This is a genomic window from Bacillus sp. 22-7, assembly GCF_010628845.1.
Taxonomy (GTDB): Bacteria; Bacillota; Bacilli; order Bacillales; family Cytobacillaceae; genus Cytobacillus; species Cytobacillus firmus_B.
Genome location: NZ_NJQY01000029.1, coordinates 1 through 16,787 on the forward strand (window position 1 = coordinate 1; position 16,787 = coordinate 16,787).

General features: G+C 44.0%; 20 protein-coding genes. 2 read left to right on the plus strand and 18 right to left on the minus strand.

Going from position 1 to position 16,787, the window contains the following annotated elements; all coding sequences use genetic code 11:
• Positions 1-174: 174 nt before the first annotated feature.
• Positions 175-405: a hypothetical protein gene (locus CE058_RS19265; RefSeq protein WP_048011491.1), complete on the minus strand. Its 231-nt coding sequence runs from the start codon at positions 403-405 to the stop codon at positions 175-177.
• 146 nt (positions 406-551) lie between these two features.
• Here CE058_RS19265 and pdaB point away from each other — a divergent pair, with 146 nt between their 5' ends.
• The gene (pdaB, locus tag CE058_RS19270) at positions 552-1,304 is read left to right on the plus strand and encodes a polysaccharide deacetylase family sporulation protein PdaB (protein WP_048011492.1); all 753 of its coding nucleotides are present in this window, start codon (positions 552-554) and stop codon (positions 1,302-1,304) included.
• A gap of 15 nt (positions 1,305-1,319) precedes the next feature.
• Here pdaB and CE058_RS19275 read toward each other — a convergent pair whose 3' ends face one another.
• Complete coding sequence (locus CE058_RS19275) at positions 1,320-1,952, minus strand: KinB-signaling pathway activation protein (RefSeq protein ID WP_048011493.1); 633 nt, start codon at positions 1,950-1,952, stop codon at positions 1,320-1,322.
• Positions 1,953-2,099: 147 nt separating this feature from the next.
• On the opposite strand from CE058_RS19275, the gene gerD reads away from it, so the two are divergent.
• Positions 2,100-2,744 carry a spore germination lipoprotein GerD gene (gene gerD / locus CE058_RS19280; protein ID WP_048011494.1) on the plus strand — a complete coding sequence of 215 codons (645 nt, stop codon included), beginning with the start codon at positions 2,100-2,102 and terminating at the stop codon, positions 2,742-2,744.
• Positions 2,745-2,791: 47 nt separating this feature from the next.
• Here gerD and CE058_RS19285 read toward each other — a convergent pair whose 3' ends face one another.
• The 16 genes from CE058_RS19285 to rpsM form a co-directional block, all read right to left on the minus strand.
• Positions 2,792-3,850: an Mrp/NBP35 family ATP-binding protein gene (locus CE058_RS19285; protein ID WP_048011495.1), complete on the minus strand. Its 1,059-nt coding sequence runs from the start codon at positions 3,848-3,850 to the stop codon at positions 2,792-2,794.
• Between the two features lie 122 nt (positions 3,851-3,972).
• On the minus strand, positions 3,973-4,695 hold the full coding sequence (gene cwlD, locus CE058_RS19290) for an N-acetylmuramoyl-L-alanine amidase CwlD (protein WP_135147989.1): 723 nt from the start codon (positions 4,693-4,695) through the stop codon (positions 3,973-3,975).
• A gap of 102 nt (positions 4,696-4,797) precedes the next feature.
• Positions 4,798-5,241, minus strand: a complete 444-nt coding sequence (locus CE058_RS19295; RefSeq protein ID WP_048011497.1) for a YbaK family protein — start codon at positions 5,239-5,241, stop codon at positions 4,798-4,800.
• A 455-nt stretch (positions 5,242-5,696) separates the two neighbouring features.
• Positions 5,697-6,965: a glutamate-5-semialdehyde dehydrogenase gene (locus CE058_RS19300; protein WP_163144783.1), complete on the minus strand. Its 1,269-nt coding sequence runs from the start codon at positions 6,963-6,965 to the stop codon at positions 5,697-5,699.
• A gap of 19 nt (positions 6,966-6,984) precedes the next feature.
• Positions 6,985-8,103 carry a glutamate 5-kinase gene (gene proB, locus CE058_RS19305; protein WP_048011500.1) on the minus strand — a complete coding sequence of 373 codons (1,119 nt, stop codon included), beginning with the start codon at positions 8,101-8,103 and terminating at the stop codon, positions 6,985-6,987.
• Positions 8,104-8,138: 35 nt separating this feature from the next.
• The gene (gene proC / locus CE058_RS19310; protein WP_048011501.1) at positions 8,139-8,981 is read right to left on the minus strand and encodes a pyrroline-5-carboxylate reductase; all 843 of its coding nucleotides are present in this window, start codon (positions 8,979-8,981) and stop codon (positions 8,139-8,141) included.
• A gap of 356 nt (positions 8,982-9,337) precedes the next feature.
• Entirely contained in the window at positions 9,338-9,730 is a 393-nt protein-coding gene (rpsI, locus tag CE058_RS19315) for a 30S ribosomal protein S9 (RefSeq protein ID WP_048011502.1), read from the minus strand.
• Between the two features lie 20 nt (positions 9,731-9,750).
• Positions 9,751-10,188 carry a 50S ribosomal protein L13 gene (gene rplM, locus CE058_RS19320; protein WP_048011503.1) on the minus strand — a complete coding sequence of 146 codons (438 nt, stop codon included), beginning with the start codon at positions 10,186-10,188 and terminating at the stop codon, positions 9,751-9,753.
• Positions 10,189-10,637: 449 nt separating this feature from the next.
• Entirely contained in the window at positions 10,638-11,375 is a 738-nt protein-coding gene (truA, locus tag CE058_RS19325; protein WP_163144784.1) for a tRNA pseudouridine(38-40) synthase TruA, read from the minus strand.
• A 12-nt stretch (positions 11,376-11,387) separates the two neighbouring features.
• Positions 11,388-12,185, minus strand: a complete 798-nt coding sequence (locus CE058_RS19330) for an energy-coupling factor transporter transmembrane component T family protein (RefSeq protein ID WP_048011505.1) — start codon at positions 12,183-12,185, stop codon at positions 11,388-11,390.
• Positions 12,182-13,051, minus strand: coding sequence for an energy-coupling factor ABC transporter ATP-binding protein (locus tag CE058_RS19335; RefSeq protein ID WP_048011506.1), 870 nt, complete (start codon positions 13,049-13,051; stop codon positions 12,182-12,184). Before CE058_RS19335 ends, CE058_RS19330 begins: the two co-directional genes overlap by 4 nt.
• The gene (locus CE058_RS19340) at positions 13,027-13,866 is read right to left on the minus strand and encodes an energy-coupling factor ABC transporter ATP-binding protein (protein ID WP_048011507.1); all 840 of its coding nucleotides are present in this window, start codon (positions 13,864-13,866) and stop codon (positions 13,027-13,029) included. The genes CE058_RS19335 and CE058_RS19340 overlap by 25 nt, the downstream gene beginning before the upstream one ends.
• Positions 13,867-14,448: 582 nt before the next feature.
• Positions 14,449-14,811 (minus strand): 50S ribosomal protein L17, encoded by a 363-nt coding sequence (gene rplQ, locus CE058_RS19345; RefSeq protein ID WP_009336608.1) that lies wholly within the window; start codon positions 14,809-14,811, stop codon positions 14,449-14,451.
• A gap of 76 nt (positions 14,812-14,887) precedes the next feature.
• Positions 14,888-15,832 (minus strand): DNA-directed RNA polymerase subunit alpha, encoded by a 945-nt coding sequence (locus CE058_RS19350; RefSeq protein WP_048011509.1) that lies wholly within the window; start codon positions 15,830-15,832, stop codon positions 14,888-14,890.
• A gap of 173 nt (positions 15,833-16,005) precedes the next feature.
• Positions 16,006-16,395, minus strand: a complete 390-nt coding sequence (rpsK, locus tag CE058_RS19355) for a 30S ribosomal protein S11 (RefSeq protein ID WP_048011510.1) — start codon at positions 16,393-16,395, stop codon at positions 16,006-16,008.
• Positions 16,396-16,417: 22 nt separating this feature from the next.
• Positions 16,418-16,783: a 30S ribosomal protein S13 gene (gene rpsM, locus CE058_RS19360; protein WP_009336605.1), complete on the minus strand. Its 366-nt coding sequence runs from the start codon at positions 16,781-16,783 to the stop codon at positions 16,418-16,420.
• Positions 16,784-16,787 lie beyond the last annotated feature (4 nt).

Consider the following 16,787-nt stretch of genomic DNA (forward strand, 5'->3'; position numbering starts at 1 on the left):
CCGCCGCTCAGAAGCGACTTTCTTAATATATCACATGCCAACTTCGACGTCAACAACTTTTTTTAAGTTGTTTTTATTGGTGCTTTCCGTCATCAGCGACGTTTATTAATATACCAAGATACCAATAAGAAGTCAACAACCTTTCTGAGTTTTTTTCTTCATACCCCAAAAAAATCACCCCTTCTTTTCATGATGCTGGCGGGAACGCATGTATTTCAGGCAATCTGCTGGCGTAGCCATACGCTGAAATAAGGAAAATAAAATTTTGTATCGTTCCTCCATCGCTCTTTTGACAATGTGGTCGATTCTGTCATCTTTTAAATCAAATAATATTTCGTCCATTTCCCGCTTGATCAGATACTCCATTTCTTTTAGCTCTTTTTGGCTTAAAAGCATTCCCATCATTTTGATTGCCTCCAATACATTTTTCAATTTATTTTTTGTAGTATTTTTCCAATTAAGTTTTTTTATGAATAAATTTTTTTATACATGGAAGAGACAAGTTCAGCATAGGTATGAGACTAGGAAGGTATCGGACGAGGTGAACGATAATGAACTTTTTTTACGTATTGAATGGTAAGTCTTTAAAACAAATTTCACTGGTTGTCATTGCAGCATTTTTCACGGCATGGTTCCTCTTCATGCAGAGTTTTGTCCACTTGCCTGCTTTTTCAGCCAAAGACGGGCCTAAGGCGATATACAAAGGGGAAAAGGATATTGCCCTCACCTTTAATATAGGATGGGGGGATGTTAAAGCAGAGCCCATATTGGATATCCTTAAAAAAGAGAATGTTAAATCTGCGACCTTTTTCCTGGCCGGTTCCTGGGCGGAGCGCCATCCGGATTTAGTTTCAAGGATTGTGAAAGAAGGCTATGAAATCGGAATTCTGGGCTATGGCTATGAAGATTATACAGAGCTTGAAGAGGATAAAATCAGGAGGGACCTTGCAAAGGCGCAGGAGGCATTTAGAAAACTGAATGTTAAAGACATTAAGCTTGTACGCGCCCCAACAGGGCATTTTGATCAGAAAACCTTAAAGGTTGCTGACCGGATGGGTTATACCGTTGTCCATTGGAGCGTCGATTCAAAGGATTGGACGAATCCGGGTGTTGAAAGGATTGCAGAGAATGTATCAAAAGCCAAAAAAGGAGATATTGTACTTTTGCATGCATCTGATTCTGCCAAGCAAACAGCCAAGGCTCTTCCGCTCATTTTAAATGATGTAGATTCCAAGGGGCTCAGCTTTGTTTCCGTCTCAGAAATGATTGCGAATGCCGAGACAAAGACAAATGAAATTAAATAAAACAAAAGCCATCCGTTATTTGGATGGCTTTTTAGCTATATGGCTTCTTTGCTTTTGAGAATCTTCATTCAGCTTATGAAGAATAAGCAGCTGATAGGTGTTGCAGACTAATAACGGGATCAGCATTAGATATAGCCAGCTTTCTTCGTTTACCCTTAGCACCGGCACCCACTCGATGGCGGTTACGACCACCATGAAGAAGACTGCAGGAATAAAGGCATGCTGGTTGGTCTGTTTGGTTTTAATTGCTGCGACCACAAGAGCGACTATAAGAAGGAATGCTGCAACGCCAACATACGGAAGCATGCTGTCTCCCGCACCGGCAAAAGCCTTATAGCGGAAATAAACCAAGTCAAATAAAGCAAATAAAATAAGGACAATTTGAATAGGATTCCATAATCCTTTGAAAATCCCCAATCCAAAGCGGTGTACTGTCAAATAAGCAAAAAAGCCCATTTGGCTAATAATACTGAAGATTAATCCTACACCGATAAGCCAGAACAATACCGACAGAATCTCCAGGAAATCGAAGTCAGTAAAAATAGGCGCAAATTCATCCCAGCGCACAATAAACCCGACAACTCCCGTCGTTATTCCTCCGACTAAAAGAGTTGTTATAAAAAGCTTTACCCAATTACGGCTAGTCAATTTATTTTTCCCCCATAATAAATAAATTCATTCTTATTGATTGTACCAACCAAAGTTTGAAAAATCTAGGCATTGTATTTCCAGCGCATAATATTTGCTGAAAATCTTCATTCTAAAGGTAAGGACACCTCTGAAAGGAGCTTCACCATGAAAAAAACATTCCGTTTGCTCCTTCCATTAGCGCTAGTGTTTTTCGTATCAGGCTGCGGCCAAGGGGAATCGGGCGCCGGCCAAATGGATTATGAGCAAACTAAAAAAATGGTTGTAGATATATTAAAGACAGATGAAGGAAAAAAAGCACTCGAAGAATTGATGGCTGATGAAAAAATGCAGCAAAAGATGGTCATGGACCAAAAGGTTGTAAGTGAGACCATTGAAAAGACCTTAACTTCCGATAAAGGCACAGAGTTTTGGAAGAAGTCCTTTGACGATCCAAAGTTTGCCGAAAGCATGGCAAAAAGTATGCAAAAGGAAAATGAGCAGCTTTTAAAAGACCTTATGAAAGACCCTGAATACCGGGGAATGATGATAGAAGTACTTAAAGATCCCGAGCTTGAAAAAGAAGTTACAGATGTCCTTAAAAGCAAGGAATATCGGGAGCACATTCAGAAAGTAATGACTGAGACATTTGAAAGCCCGCTCTTTAAAGCCAAAATTCAGGACATTCTTCTGAAAGCAGCAGCGGAAACGAAAAGCGGCGGTGAGCAGGGCGGACAAGAAAGCGGGGGTGAAGGCGGCGGCCAGGGTGAAGACCAAGGCGGCGGCGGTGGCGGCCAGGGCGGCGGAGCATAACCCCTATAAGAAGAAAACCTCTTCCATTTTGGAAGAGGCTTTTTTCATTATTTGCTTTCAATTGTTTGGATAACTTTACGGGCAATATCCGTATAGATTTGACCAAGCTTATGGTCTTTATCATAAATGGACGGAGCAAAATCTTCCTCATTCCAGTCAGGCTGCTGTAGAGGAAGCTGGCCCAGCACTTCTGTCCGCAGTTCATCAGCTAGCTTTTCACCGCCGCCTTGGCCAAATACGTGCTCTCTTTCTCCAGTCAATTGACTTTCGAAGTAGGCCATGTTCTCGATAACACCCAGGATTTCATGCTCTGTTCGAAGTGCCATTGCACCAGCTCTGGCAGCAACAAATGCGGCGGTAGGATGCGGAGTTGTCACAACAATTTCCTTGCAGGAAGGAAGCATAGTGTGCACATCCAGGGCAACATCTCCTGTTCCCGGAGGCAAATCAAGAAGAAGGTAGTCTAATTCACCCCACTCAACTTCATTGAAGAAGCTGTTCAGCATTTTGCCAAGCATTGGCCCTCTCCAGATAATCGGCGCATTATCTTCCACAAAGAATCCCATTGAAATCACTTTAACACCAAAACGTTCAACCGGCAGAATTCGTTCTCCCCTGACCACAGGGCGCTTTGTAATGCCCATCATATCCGGAACGCTGAATCCATAAATGTCAGCATCGATCAGTCCAACTTTTTTGCCCAGCCTTGCCAGGGATACAGCCAGGTTGACCGAAACAGTGGATTTGCCGACTCCGCCTTTTCCGCTGGCAATGGCAATGAATTCCGTCTTATTACCAGGAGAAAGCAGGCCTTTGTCCTCTTCCGCCGCTGCCTCTCTATATTGTGAAAGCACTTCATCCGGAAGCTCGCTGAAGCGGATGCCGACGGTCGCCGCCCCTGCTTCTTTTAAAAGATTGACGACTTCCGTCTGAAGCTGAAGCTGTTCAGCTGTACCTGTCTTGGCAACTTGAATCTTAACGCTGACATGATTCTTTTCTTCCTTGATTTTAATTTCTTCAATGGCGTTAAGTTCGCCCAATGTTCTATGTATAAATGGTTCCTTCAAGCCGCTCAAAGCTTCTCTGACTTTCTGTTCAGTTAACATACATTGCACCCGCCTTTTGAATTCGTTTCCATTTCAGTATAACATATTGAAAATTCTTTACAGTTAATTGTATCACACCGGAAAAATATTCAAAAAAGAAAAGGCACTTTCTCAGCACCTTTTCATTCCCATGTTTCAGTCAATTCTTTTTCATTGGTATAGTAGCGCATAATTCCATTATAGATGGAGGCAGCGATTTTATCCTGATATTCATCCGTTTTCAGGTTTGCCCGTTCCCCCGGGTTTGATAAGAATCCCACTTCTACTAAGACACCCGGCTTTTTGGCGTATTTTAAGATGAATACATTGTTTAAAGGCTTGGAATTTCGCTTCGTATTTTCCAGGTTGCGGCGGAGTTCATCCTGTATGAATTTCGCAGCTTTGGCATTTTCCTTTATCCCGGGCGCATAGAAAGTCTGCGCACCGCTCCATCGGGGAGAGGGAATCGAATTTAAGTGGATGCTGACATAAAAATCAGAATTAGACGTATTTATCATTTCAAGCCGTTTCTTCAGGTCTTCTACTTTTCTCCGGCTGTATCCCCTCGTTCCCTCTGGTGCGAGGTCCCTGTCGTCCTCCCTCGTCATGAGCACAAGCGCTCCCTGCTCCTGGAGGTAATCCCTTACTTTTAATGATACTTCCAGCGCAATATCTTTCTCGAGTGCCCCTTCGTCACCTGCCCCGCCATCCGGGCCGCCATGTCCGGGATCAAGCAAGATGATCTTACCGGTTAAAGGCAGATTCCACGATTCCCAGGAATCATCATCCGTAAAGTCATATTGCAAAATAAGAAAAAGGACGATAAGCCCGATCGCAAACCCGCCTATTTTTAATTTCTTCTTCATACGCCCTAATCAGTCCCCTCCTGCTTATCCTCATTTCAATATATGGGACAAGGCGGAGATCTAGAACTTCGATCAGGACAGCAGTCTGATCAAAATCACTTTTCAGTGGAGACGCAATTTATGCCTTCTCTCCCCTTTATTGAATCCTTCCGACCACCAGCTGTTTACGTATTGCTCGCACATATAATAAAGGGATTCACTCATAACAGCTTCCGAACCATGACCCCAATATAGGAAAAAGTTATATAGTGTATCCACTAAATGCTTATACTCTTTTTCACATCTATAACGGACCTGATCCAGCGATTCGCCATATCGCCCAAAACGGCTGTAGTTTGCCCCCAGCAAATAGGCTTCAATCGCTACATCATAGCAAGCCTCCTCAATTCCGGCATTCATCATCAGACCGGAGACAAATCTGGAAGAACCAAAAAATTGCTGTACTTTTTCTTTTAAGGCTTTTATCGAAATTTCCCGAAGGACTGATTTTTCATATTTGATCTGTTTTTCTCTTTTTTTCTCTTTGAACGTCGTTATGACAGTCACGTTTCTCACCCCTTGTAGATAGTCTTTATCTGCAGCGGGAGAGAAATGCAAAAAGCAGCCGCAATTGGGCTGCCAATTTTTTATCAGAAAAGCGGAAGGCGCCCGCTTATAAAGGAACGCAGACTAAAACCGCCACGTCCTTCCAAAAGCTGCCGCTTTTGGTCGTGCGATGTTTATACTAACGAAGCCTTCCTTGTCCTGCGGGCCTCAAGCATAAGACAAGCCGGCTGAAAGGTTGTTCTTTACCTTTTAGACGGATTGAACGAAATGTGAAGGCGACTGCCCAGGGACGACTAGCATAAGACGGTCCCTGTAAGATGGTGTTCTTTCCTTCTGGAAGGGAATGCCTTAGACCCGAGAGCCAATGGCGCCTGGAGCTAGACAGTTATCTAACTTCAGGATTAATTCTATTTTTTAGAAAAGCACCAGCCGGAGCTGATGCTTTTTAAAAAAACTTATCGAATCTGCCCATTTCCGGACATGAGATATTTGCGTGTTGTTAATGCAGGCAGACCCATCGGTCCTCTCGCATGGAGTTTTTGTGTGGAAATGCCGATTTCCGCTCCAAAGCCAAGAGCGCCTCCATCCGTGAATCTCGTGGACGCATTATGATACAGCGCCGCAGCATCTGTCAGCTGCATGAACTTTTTGGCTGTTACCCCATTTTCGGTAATAATCGCCTCAGAATGCTTGGTGCCGTATTGATCAATATGATCGATGGCCTCTTCAAGACTATTCACTATTTTCACAGCTAAGTCCAGGCTTAAATATTCATTCGCCCAATCACTCTCTCCCGCTGACATAACATCAGGCAATACAGCTGCTGCAGCCTCATCACCATGTACAGTAATCCCGTGCTTCTTCAGAGCTTCTGCAAGCAATTCTTTATGCTGATCCAGCCATGCTTCATGAACAATCAGCGTTTCTGCTGCATTACAGACTGCGGGACGGTCAGTTTTGGCATTAATGAGGATATTGATCGCTCTTTCCGGATCTGCTTCTTTATCAACATAGATATGGCAGTTTCCAACTCCTGTTTCGAGTACAGGCACCGTCGCATTCTCAACTACAGCTTTAATGAGGGATGCGCCGCCTCTCGGAATTAAGACATCAATATGCTCTTTCATGGTGAACAGCTGCTTTGTCGCTCCTCTGTCTGCAGTGGCAATGAATTGGACAGCATCTTTAGGTATCTTTGTTTTTTCAAGAGCTTCATGAATAATATCGACGATAGCCTGATTCGAATTCAGTGCTGATGACCCGCCTTTTAAGACAATGGCATTTCCTGATTTCAGCGCAAGACCAGCCGCATCGGCAGTTACATTAGGTCTTGCTTCATAAATCATGCCGATGACACCAAGCGGAACACGGACCTCTTCCACCTTCAGCCCATTATCCAAAGTCCAGCCCGACATAACATCTCCAATCGGGTCGGGAAGTTCAGCTACCTGGCGAAGGCCGTCTGCAAATTCATAAACCCGCTCCTTCGATAATGACAGGCGATCCATATATGCCTCTTCGAATCCTTTCTCCCTGCCATTTTCAAGATCGGCCCTATTAGCTGCAAGTATCGATTCATATCCGGTTTCCAACGCCTCTGCAACTATATAGAGTGCTTCGTTCTTTTCTTCCGTTGTTAAAACACTTAACGTTTTGGCAGCCCTTTTTGCCTTTATTGCCTGTTCTTCTACATTATTTATCTTTACTGCTGATGCAGTAGTCATTGAATCCCTCCTAAAAAGTTTAAACAAGTGCCGGCAGCTTAAAGTCGCGTGAGCATACAAACGTTTCCTGAGCGATGGCCGGTTCAAGCTCTTCATCTGCTGTATGGGCGCTTAACTGATCGTTTGAATAGTTAATGCGGCCGAGGCCGATTTCTTTTCCCTCTTCATCCAAAATGCGGACGACCGCTCCATCCTTAAACCGCCCTTTGACTTCCTGAATATCAGAGCGGTAAAGATTTTCCTGATGATCCACAATGGCTTCTATCCCATGGGAATTAATGGTCACCTTTCCTTCAGGACCTGAGTGGAACGCAATCCACTGCTTTTCATTATCCAGATTAAATGCATCCGGCTCCGGCGTGAAGTAGGTGCCTCTCGCTCTGTTTTCCACAGCTTCCATTAAAATATTTTCCGTTCCTGCTTTTCCTAAAAAGGAGTCTATCCCTGCAGCCATTGCAATTTTCACAGCCTGAATTTTTGACTTCATGCCGCCTGTTCCTACAGTACTGCCAGATCCTCCTGCAGCCGCTTCGATTTCAGGTGTAATGCTGTGAACCCTCTCCAGAAGTGTCGCATGAGGATTATCATTCGGGTTGCTGTCATAGAGGCCGTCAATGTCAGATAAAATAATCAGTAAATCTGCATCAATCAGACCAGCCACTTTTGCAGCCAGAGTATCATTGTCTCCGAAGCGCAGGCGATCGACTGTAACCGTGTCATTTTCATTTATGATCGGGATGATGCCTCGCTCCAGCAGCACATTCATGGTGTTATGCATATTGCCATAGCGATTTTCATCAGAGAAATCGCTTCTGGTAATCAAGATTTGTGAAGCTACGTAGCCATGAGATAAAAAGAGTTCTGAGTAAGATTCCATTAATAGCCCCTGGCCAATTGAAGCTGCAGCCTGTTTTTCCGGAAGGGAAGAAGGCCGGTCAAGACAGCCAAGCTTCCTATATCCTGCTGCAACAGCACCTGATGACACAACTGCTGTTTCATAGCCGGCATCCTTCAGCTCGACAATTTGCTCAGCAAACTTTTCAAGCTTTCTGCGGCTGATCTCCCCGTGCATGCTTGTTAATGAGCTGCTTCCAATCTTAATAACAACTCTTTTTATCTGCTTTTCTTTCATCAACATCCAATACCTCCTGTGAACTTGTAAATCCATTTCCCTTAGGAAGTGACAAGAGCACCTTCCAACTCTTCACTGATCTCCTTCGAACGTTTGGCGGCATGCTCAACTGCCTGTGTGATGGCTTCGCCCCCGTTGTATCTCCTTAATGCTTCCAGTCCTGAGGCGGTCGTGCCATTAGGAGATGTCACTTTCTCTCTTAGAGAAGTTGGCGTTTCTTCCTTTTCAAGCACCATCTTAGCTGCTCCAAATATCGTCTGGGCAACAATTTTGCGGACAGTCTCTTCATCCATTCCTTTTTGCACCCCTACCCGCTCCATATTTTCCATCAGATAATAGAAGTAAGCAGGACCGCTTCCGGCTAATCCTGTAAAAACATCCATCTGGTCTTCATCGATGGTATACACTTCACCCATGCATTCCAGTAATTCCTTTACCATTTCCACATTGGCCATGCTCGTATTCTTGCCTGCCACGACAGCCGTCGCAGATTCCTGAATCATGCTAGAAGTATTCGGCATCACACGCACTACCTGCTGTCCCGGATTTAAATGCTCTTCCATGAACTCTGTCGTAATGCCTGCCAAAACAGAGAGAATGACCTGGCCGGGATATAATTTGTCTTTAATGGAACGAAGAGCTTCTTCTGCTCCTTTTGGCTTCATGGCTAAAATAAATAAATCAATTTCCTCAAATGGAAGTTCGTTTTGCGGTATGGCACATACACCATACTGATCTTGAATCTCTTCCAGTCTGTCTGCATTGCTCCTGTTCGTTACAAAAACCCGATCAGGTGACATTTTTTCAGCTGTAATGACTCCTGAGATCATAGATTCCGCCATTGACCCTGCCCCTAAAAATGCAATTGTTTTATTGGCTAACATGGACATCCTCCTTCAGATGAAAAACTGTTCGTATATCCGTTCGTATTTTATCAACGTTATCTATCGTAACATGCTCAAATACAGATTCAAGGGTATTAGGGAAAGACGGGAGGATAAGGGCGAGATAGTGAATGAAAACGCTAACATATACGGTCTAAGCTCCGCTGAGGCTCTCTCATCGTAAATAATCCTCTCTCAGCCCGATATTTGCAATAATATAATTTCCAATTTTTCAACGCTGCCGAAATAAAGCCTCAGCTTGCTGGGTGGGCTGCAGAGAATAAAGGGAGCAGAGGTTAAATAAAATAAGAAAAAAGCTCCCAGCCAAAATGGCTGAGAGCTTTGGTAAGCAATAATTAACGCTTTGAGAACTGAGGAGCACGACGAGCACCTTTAAGACCGTATTTCTTACGCTCTTTCATACGTGCGTCACGAGTTAATAGTCCTGCGCGCTTTAATGTTGGACGGAATTCAGGATCAGCTTGAAGCAATGCACGAGCGATGCCGTGGCGGATTGCGCCAGCTTGACCAGTGTATCCACCGCCGTTTACATTTACAAGAATGTCATAGCTGTTAACTGTTTCAGTAGCTACAAGCGGCTGTTTTACAACTTCACGTAAAGCTGCAAAAGGAATGTATTCTGTGATTTCACGACCATTGATGATGATTTTACCGTCGCCTGGAACTAAACGAACACGTGCAACGGAGCTCTTACGACGACCAGTACCAATATATTGAACCTGTGCCAAGTTAATAACCTCCCTAAAAATTATCCACGAAGTTCGTAAACTTCAGGTTGTTGTGCTTGGTGCTTATGTTCGCTACCAGCATATACGTGTAATTTCTTGAACATTTGACGGCCAAGAGAGTTCTTTGGAAGCATGCCTTTGATAGCAAGCTCAAGCATTCTCTCAGGGTAGTTTGTACGCATTTCAAGAGCAGTTCTTGTTTTTAAACCGCCTGGGTGCATGCTGTGACGGTAGTAGATCTTGTCAGTAAGCTTTTTCCCAGTAAGTTCGATTTTTGAAGCGTTGATAAGAATTACATGATCACCAGTATCAACATGTGGTGTATAAGTTGGTTTATGTTTACCACGTAGGATTGACGCTACTTCACTAGCAAGACGACCAAGAGTTTTGCCTTCAGCATCAATCACGTACCATTTACGTTCGATATTGTTTGCATTCGCCATAAACGTTGTACGCATCAGTTTCCCTCCTAATAATTCCATTCATAATCAATTTTTTGGTTTATCTATTCGACACAATAAGTTCCGGGGCTTATCGTGGTTTTAATAATAATACCATATGCTATAATATAACTTTGACAGTCTATTGTCAAGCGAATGTTACACCTGGTTTAGTTGTTTTAAAATCTTTTTTAATTTGCGTTTGGCTTTACAACGCGCCCTCGCGGTTCCTCATTAGGTTTTTCCAAATTTTTTATAAGATTTTTCTTTATCAATACTATTAGCCTTATGAATGGAGTCCGTTGATTTCCGCTGCGGACACTTGCTTTCCACGGGGAGTAATGAGAGCCTCCTCGGCTTCGCCTGCGGGGTCTCTCACTTTTCTCACTTCCCGTAGGAGTCAAGTGCCCTCCGCTCCAATCAACTCTGTATAAAAACCAAAATACCACCTTCACCAGCAAATAATCTTAATAAAAAACTTCCCACAAATATAAACCCTGGGGAGGAGCTGTTTTTCCTGCAGCTGATCTGTTTTTTTCCTTAAGGACAGCTGGCATGGATTCGGGGTCTCTTTCCCCTGAGCCGACTTCCAGAAGGGTGCCTGTCAGGATCCGGACCATATTATATAAAAATCCAGTGCCTCTAAATCGGAAGATGATCATGTTCCCTTCTTCAAGAACATCTATCTCCTGGAGTTCCCTGACTTTATCCTCCACTTCCGTCTTGGCGGAGCAGAAGCTTGTGAAATCATGTGTCCCTATTAAACCCGCTGCCGCCTGTCTGATCGCATCCTTATTTATTGGGTACGGGTACTGATAGGCATATTGGCGTTTAAACGGGTCCCTCCTGGAGGATCGGTGCACGAAGTACCGATATTCCTTCCCTTTTGCATCAAAACGGACATGAAAGTCATCTGACACTGTCTCGGTCCCGATGATTGCCACATCATCCGGCAGCAGGGAATTAAGGGCGATTTCCCATTTTTCAATCGGAATATTCAAAGGGGAATCGAAATGAATCACCTGGCCCCTTGCATGGACACCTGCATCGGTTCTGCCTGAGGCAGTCACCCTGATGTCTTTTCCTTTATGAATCTTCTTTAAGGCCCGTTCCAGCTCTCCCTGCACCGTCCGCTTGCCAGGCTGCACCTGATAGCCTGCAAAAAGGGTGCCGTCATACGTCACAATACATTTAAATCTTTGCATAAGGTCACCCCATTACGTTCTCAGCAGGATTAACAACAGAGCCAGGGCTGCAAGCATGGCGAGCATTGCCGTATCCTTCAGGCCCCAGCTAAGCTGCCTGTATTTCGTTCTGCCTTCCCCGCCTCTATAGCCGCGTGACTCCATCGCCACAGCAAGCTCTTCAGCCCGCTTGAACGAGCTGACAAACAAAGGAATTAAAAGAGGTATAATGGCTTTAACACGTTCTTTTATCGGCCCGCTTGTAAAATCGGCTCCCCTGGCTGTCTGGGCCTTCATGATTTTATCGGTTTCCTGCATGAGTGTCGGAATGAAGCGGAGAGAAATCGACATCATCAAAGCCAGTTCGTGCACTGGAAACTTCACTTTATTTAATGGATTGAGCAGACTTTCCAGACCATCCGTAATTTCAATCGGAGTTGTGGTTAAAGTCAGAATAGAAGTCATCAGAATGAGCAGGAAGAAGCGCAATGAGATGAAAATCCCCTGTCTCAAACCTTCCTCATAGATTGTAATCCATCCAAACCGGAAGAGAACTTCACCCTCTTTTGTCAAAAACAAATGGAGGAATAAAGTGAAAATAACAAGCAGAAGGACCGGCTTCAATCCTGTATAGATAAACCGGATCGGAACCTTCGATAAAGCAATCATAAGAAAGGTATAAACCGTCAGAAGACCGTATGTCAGCAAATTATTTGCCAGAAAGACGATGCACACGAATAAGAAAATAAGGACAAGCTTTGAACGGGGATCCATCCTATGGATGACAGACTCGGCCGGAACATAGCGCCCAAAAATCATTTTGTCCATCATGTAGCTGTCCCCCTTTTCATCACAGCAGCAATCTCATCCGTCAGCTCATCCATTGTCAGACACGTCCTAGAAAGACGGACGTTAAGTGATTTTTCCATTTTCAGCTGAAAGCGGACAACCTCCGGAACATCGAGTCCAAGCTTAAGCAAGCCTTCCGGAGATGAAAAAATTTCTTCCGGTGTTCCCTTTTTGTAGACTTCGCCGTTGTGCATGATGACAATCTGATCAGCATAGCGGGAAGCATCCTCCATGCTATGTGTCACAAGCACCGTCGAGAGCCCCCTTGTCCCATGCAGACTGTAGAACATATCCATGATTTCCTTTCGGCCCCGCGGATCGAGTCCTGCAGTAGGCTCATCCAGGACAATGACATCAGGCTCCATTGCCAGCACTCCGGCTATGGCTACCCGTCTCATTTGGCCGCCTGACAGGTCAAATGGGGACTTGCTTAAAATTTCTTCCGGCAGGCCCACCTGTCCTATAGCTGCTCGCGCTCTTTTTTTGGCTTCCTCTTCTGTAACTCCGAAGTTCATTGGACCAAAGCAAATATCTTTCTCGACCGTTTCCTCAAACAGCTGATGCTCAGGAAATTGAAATACGATTCCGACTCTTTGCCGGATTTCTTTCAGGTTTTTTTGTTTCTTTTCCGGGTTGATCATCCGGTTTCCAATCACCACCTGGCCTTCTGTCGGCTTAAGCAGGGCATTTAAATGCTGCAGGACAGTCGACTTGCCTGATCCGGTATGACCGATGATCGCTAGAAACGTGCCAGATGGAATATCGATGGAGACATCCTTTATTGCAAGACGCTCAAATGGCGTATTAATCTGATAACGGTATTCTACATTTTGGAGTGAGATGTCCATAATTCTTCCACCAACTCTTCTTCAGATAGATAATGTCTAGATAACGGCAATCCTTTTTCTCTTAATACCTTGCTAAGTTTCACAGGAAAAGGAATATCTAACCCCAGCTTTACAAGCTCCTCATCCATTTGAAAAATTTCCTCAGGCGTGCCTTCCCGATATAGCTGGCCTTTGTTCATGACTATGATGCGGTCAGCCTTTGCTGCCTCCTCCAGGTCATGAGTGATGGAGATGACGGTCATCTGATAATCCCGCTTGAGCTCTCTGACAGTTTCAAGTACCTCTTCACGCCCTCTTGGGTCCAGCATGGATGTTGACTCATCGAGAATAATAATATCCGGCCTTAAGGCAATGACACCGGCAATGGCCACCCTTTGTTTCTGTCCTCCGGAAAGATGGTGCGGCTCTTGATTAAGAAATGATGTCATTTTGACCTTCTCCAGTGATTCTGTAACACGCTGAACCATGTCATTTCTTTCAATACCATGGTTTTCTAAACCAAAAGCCACATCATCCCGTACGGTCGTTCCAACAAACTGGTTATCCGGATTTTGAAAAACCATGCCAATCTTCTTTCTTACTTCCCATACCGTCTCTTCACTCAATGAAATTCCGCCTACTGTAATGCTGCCTTCCAGAGGAAAGTGCAGGCCATTAAGCAATTTGGCAAGTGTAGATTTTCCGGAACCATTATGCCCGACTATTGCGAGCCATTCTCCTTTATATATATTAAAAGAGACATTGTCCAGAGCATATGCAGCTTCTGCATCGTACTTAAACGAAACATTTTTTAATTCTACCAGCGGCTCGGTCATTTGAAGTCCTCCTCTCAGCTCTGCTTCTCTATTTCAGCTCTGCTCTAATAATGAAAAAACCCGCCATTGTTGGCGAGCTTTAAATAGTTCGATAATAGGTTATGTTACCGGATAGCAAGCGTTGAATGATACCATTCTCCCACACTTGTAATACACAAGAAATCTGGATTTCTGCTATCTAAGCTTATTGGATGCCTATTATGCCTCCCTATTAAAAGCTCATACTGACGCAGTATGGTGGTTGGTTCTTGCTATTGTATAAATGTTCAGAGACACTCGATTTCCTTATGGTTTATGAACATACTGAATTTAAAAAAGCCTGCACCTCTTTCCGTCAGGCAGTAAACTGCCGGGCGCATTTCTTCTTTCCGGAAGAGGTGCATGAGCTAGACGAGTCAATGTACCAGGCAATGGGGAATCTATTGTTCATCCATTCCTGTTTACTAGCTGTACATGCTCATCGTAACGCTCGTTTTTGGCCTGATTTCGGCGTTCCTTACAAATTAAGGAAACAGCCATTTTTATAGAAAAAGGGCAAAGAACAAGTTCTATGAAACCGTCCCGCGCCCTTTCCTTAAAAAATTATACTAACTCGATGATTACCATTGGCGCACCGTCTCCACGACGAGGTCCAAGTTTCATAATACGAGTGTATCCGCCTTGGCGCTCTTCATAACGAGTTGCGATGTCGCTGAATAATTTTTGAACTGCATCCTGGTCAGTTTCAGCGTTAGCTACCTCGTTGCGAACAAATGCAGCTGCTTGACGGCGTGCATGCAAGTCGCCGCGCTTTCCAAGAGTGATCATTTTCTCAACAACTGAACGAAGTTCTTTCGCACGAGCTTCAGTTGTTTCGATGCGCTCATTGATGATTAGATCTGTTGCTAAGTCACGCAGCATAGCTTTACGTTGTGAGCTAGTGCGTCCTAACTTTCTGTATCCCATGAAAGTTTCCCTCCTTTGTTGAAGTCATTCAATCTGCTGAAAGCAAACATGCAGATAATCAATTAATCTTCATTAATCAATCGTCTTTGCGTAAGCCCAGTCCAAGATCTTCTAATTTATGTTTTACTTCCTCAAGTGACTTTCTGCCAAGGTTACGGACCTTCATCATATCCTCTTCAGTCTTATTGGCTAATTCCTGAACAGTATTGATGCCAGCGCGCTTTAAGCAGTTGTAAGAACGGACAGACAAGTCGAGTTCTTCAATTGTCATCTCAAGTACTTTCTCTTTTTGGTCTTCTTCTTTTTCAACCATGATTTCGGCATTTTGAGCTTCGTCAGTTAAACCGACAAAGATATTCAAATGCTCAGTTAAGATCTTCGCTCCAAGTGCAACCGCATCTTGAGGACCTGTACTGCCGTCAGTCCAAACATCGAATGTTAACTTATCAAAGTTAGTCATTTGACCCACACGTGTATTCTCTACCTGGTAAGAAATACGAGATACTGGAGTGTAGATGGAATCGATCGGAATCACACCGATTGGCTGATCTTCTCTCTTGTTTTGGTCAGCTGGTGTATAGCCTCGTCCGCGTCTTGCAGTTAAACGCATGCGCAGGTGGGCATTCGAACCAAGAGTAGCAATATGAAGATCCGGATTTAGGATTTCAACATCGCTGTCATGTGTTACGTCAGCTGCCTTCACTACACCCTCACCCTGAACATCGATTTCCAATGTTTTTTCTTCATCAGAGTAGATTTTAAGTGCTAGTTTTTTAATGTTTAAAATGATAGATGTTACATCTTCTACGACGCCTTCAATTGTTGAGAACTCATGAAGTACCCCATCAATTTGGATCGATGTGACAGCGGCACCTGGGAGTGAGGATAAAAGGATACGACGTAAGGAGTTACCCAAAGTTGTACCATACCCACGCTCAAGTGGCTCGACGACGAACTTGCCGTACTTGGCATCATCGTTGATCTCAACCGTTTCGATTTTTGGTTTTTCTATTTCGATCATCAAAATATACCCTCCTTCAAAACGTCGAAACCCCGGCTAGCAATCTCTAACCGAAATTCCCCCATGTATACGTTCCCGTTTTGTGCACAACAACTGGAATAATTATTCTGTATAACTAAAAAATTAGTATCATATCCCATTATAGACAAGGATACAAATTCTATACAGAAAAATTATACACGGCGGCGTTTAGGCGGACGACATCCGTTATGAGGAACTGGAGTTACGTCTCTGATAGCAGTAACTTCTAGACCAGCAGCTTGAAGAGCACGGATTGCAGCTTCACGTCCTGCACCAGGTCCTTTAACAGTTACTTCAAGGGATTTCATACCGTGTTCCTGAGAAGTTTTAGCTGCAGTTTCAGCTGCCATTTGTGCTGCGAATGGAGTAGATTTACGAGAACCTCTGAATCCAAGAGCTCCAGCACTTGACCATGAAATAGCATTTCCATGAACATCAGTGATAGTTACGATTGTGTTGTTGAAAGTAGAACGGATATGTGCAATACCCTGTTCAATATTCTTTTTCACACGACGCTTACGTGTATTAGTTTTACGAGCCATTTAAAGTTACCTCCTTTACCGATTATTTCTTCTTGTTCGCTACAGTCTTACGAGGACCTTTGCGTGTACGAGCGTTGTTTTTAGTGTTTTGTCCGCGAACCGGTAAACCACGGCGATGACGTAGACCGCGATAGCTTCCGATCTCCATAAGACGTTTGATGTTTAGTGAAACCTCACGGCGAAGGTCACCTTCAACTTTCAATTTGTCGATGATGTCACGGATTTTGTTAAGTTCATCTTCTGTAAGATCACGAACACGAGTGTCTTCAGAAACACCAGCTTCAGCCAAAACCTTCTGAGCTGTAGATTTACCAATACCAAAGATATAAGTTAATGAGATTACTACACGTTTTTCACGTGGAACATCTACACCAGCAATACGTGCCATTGTA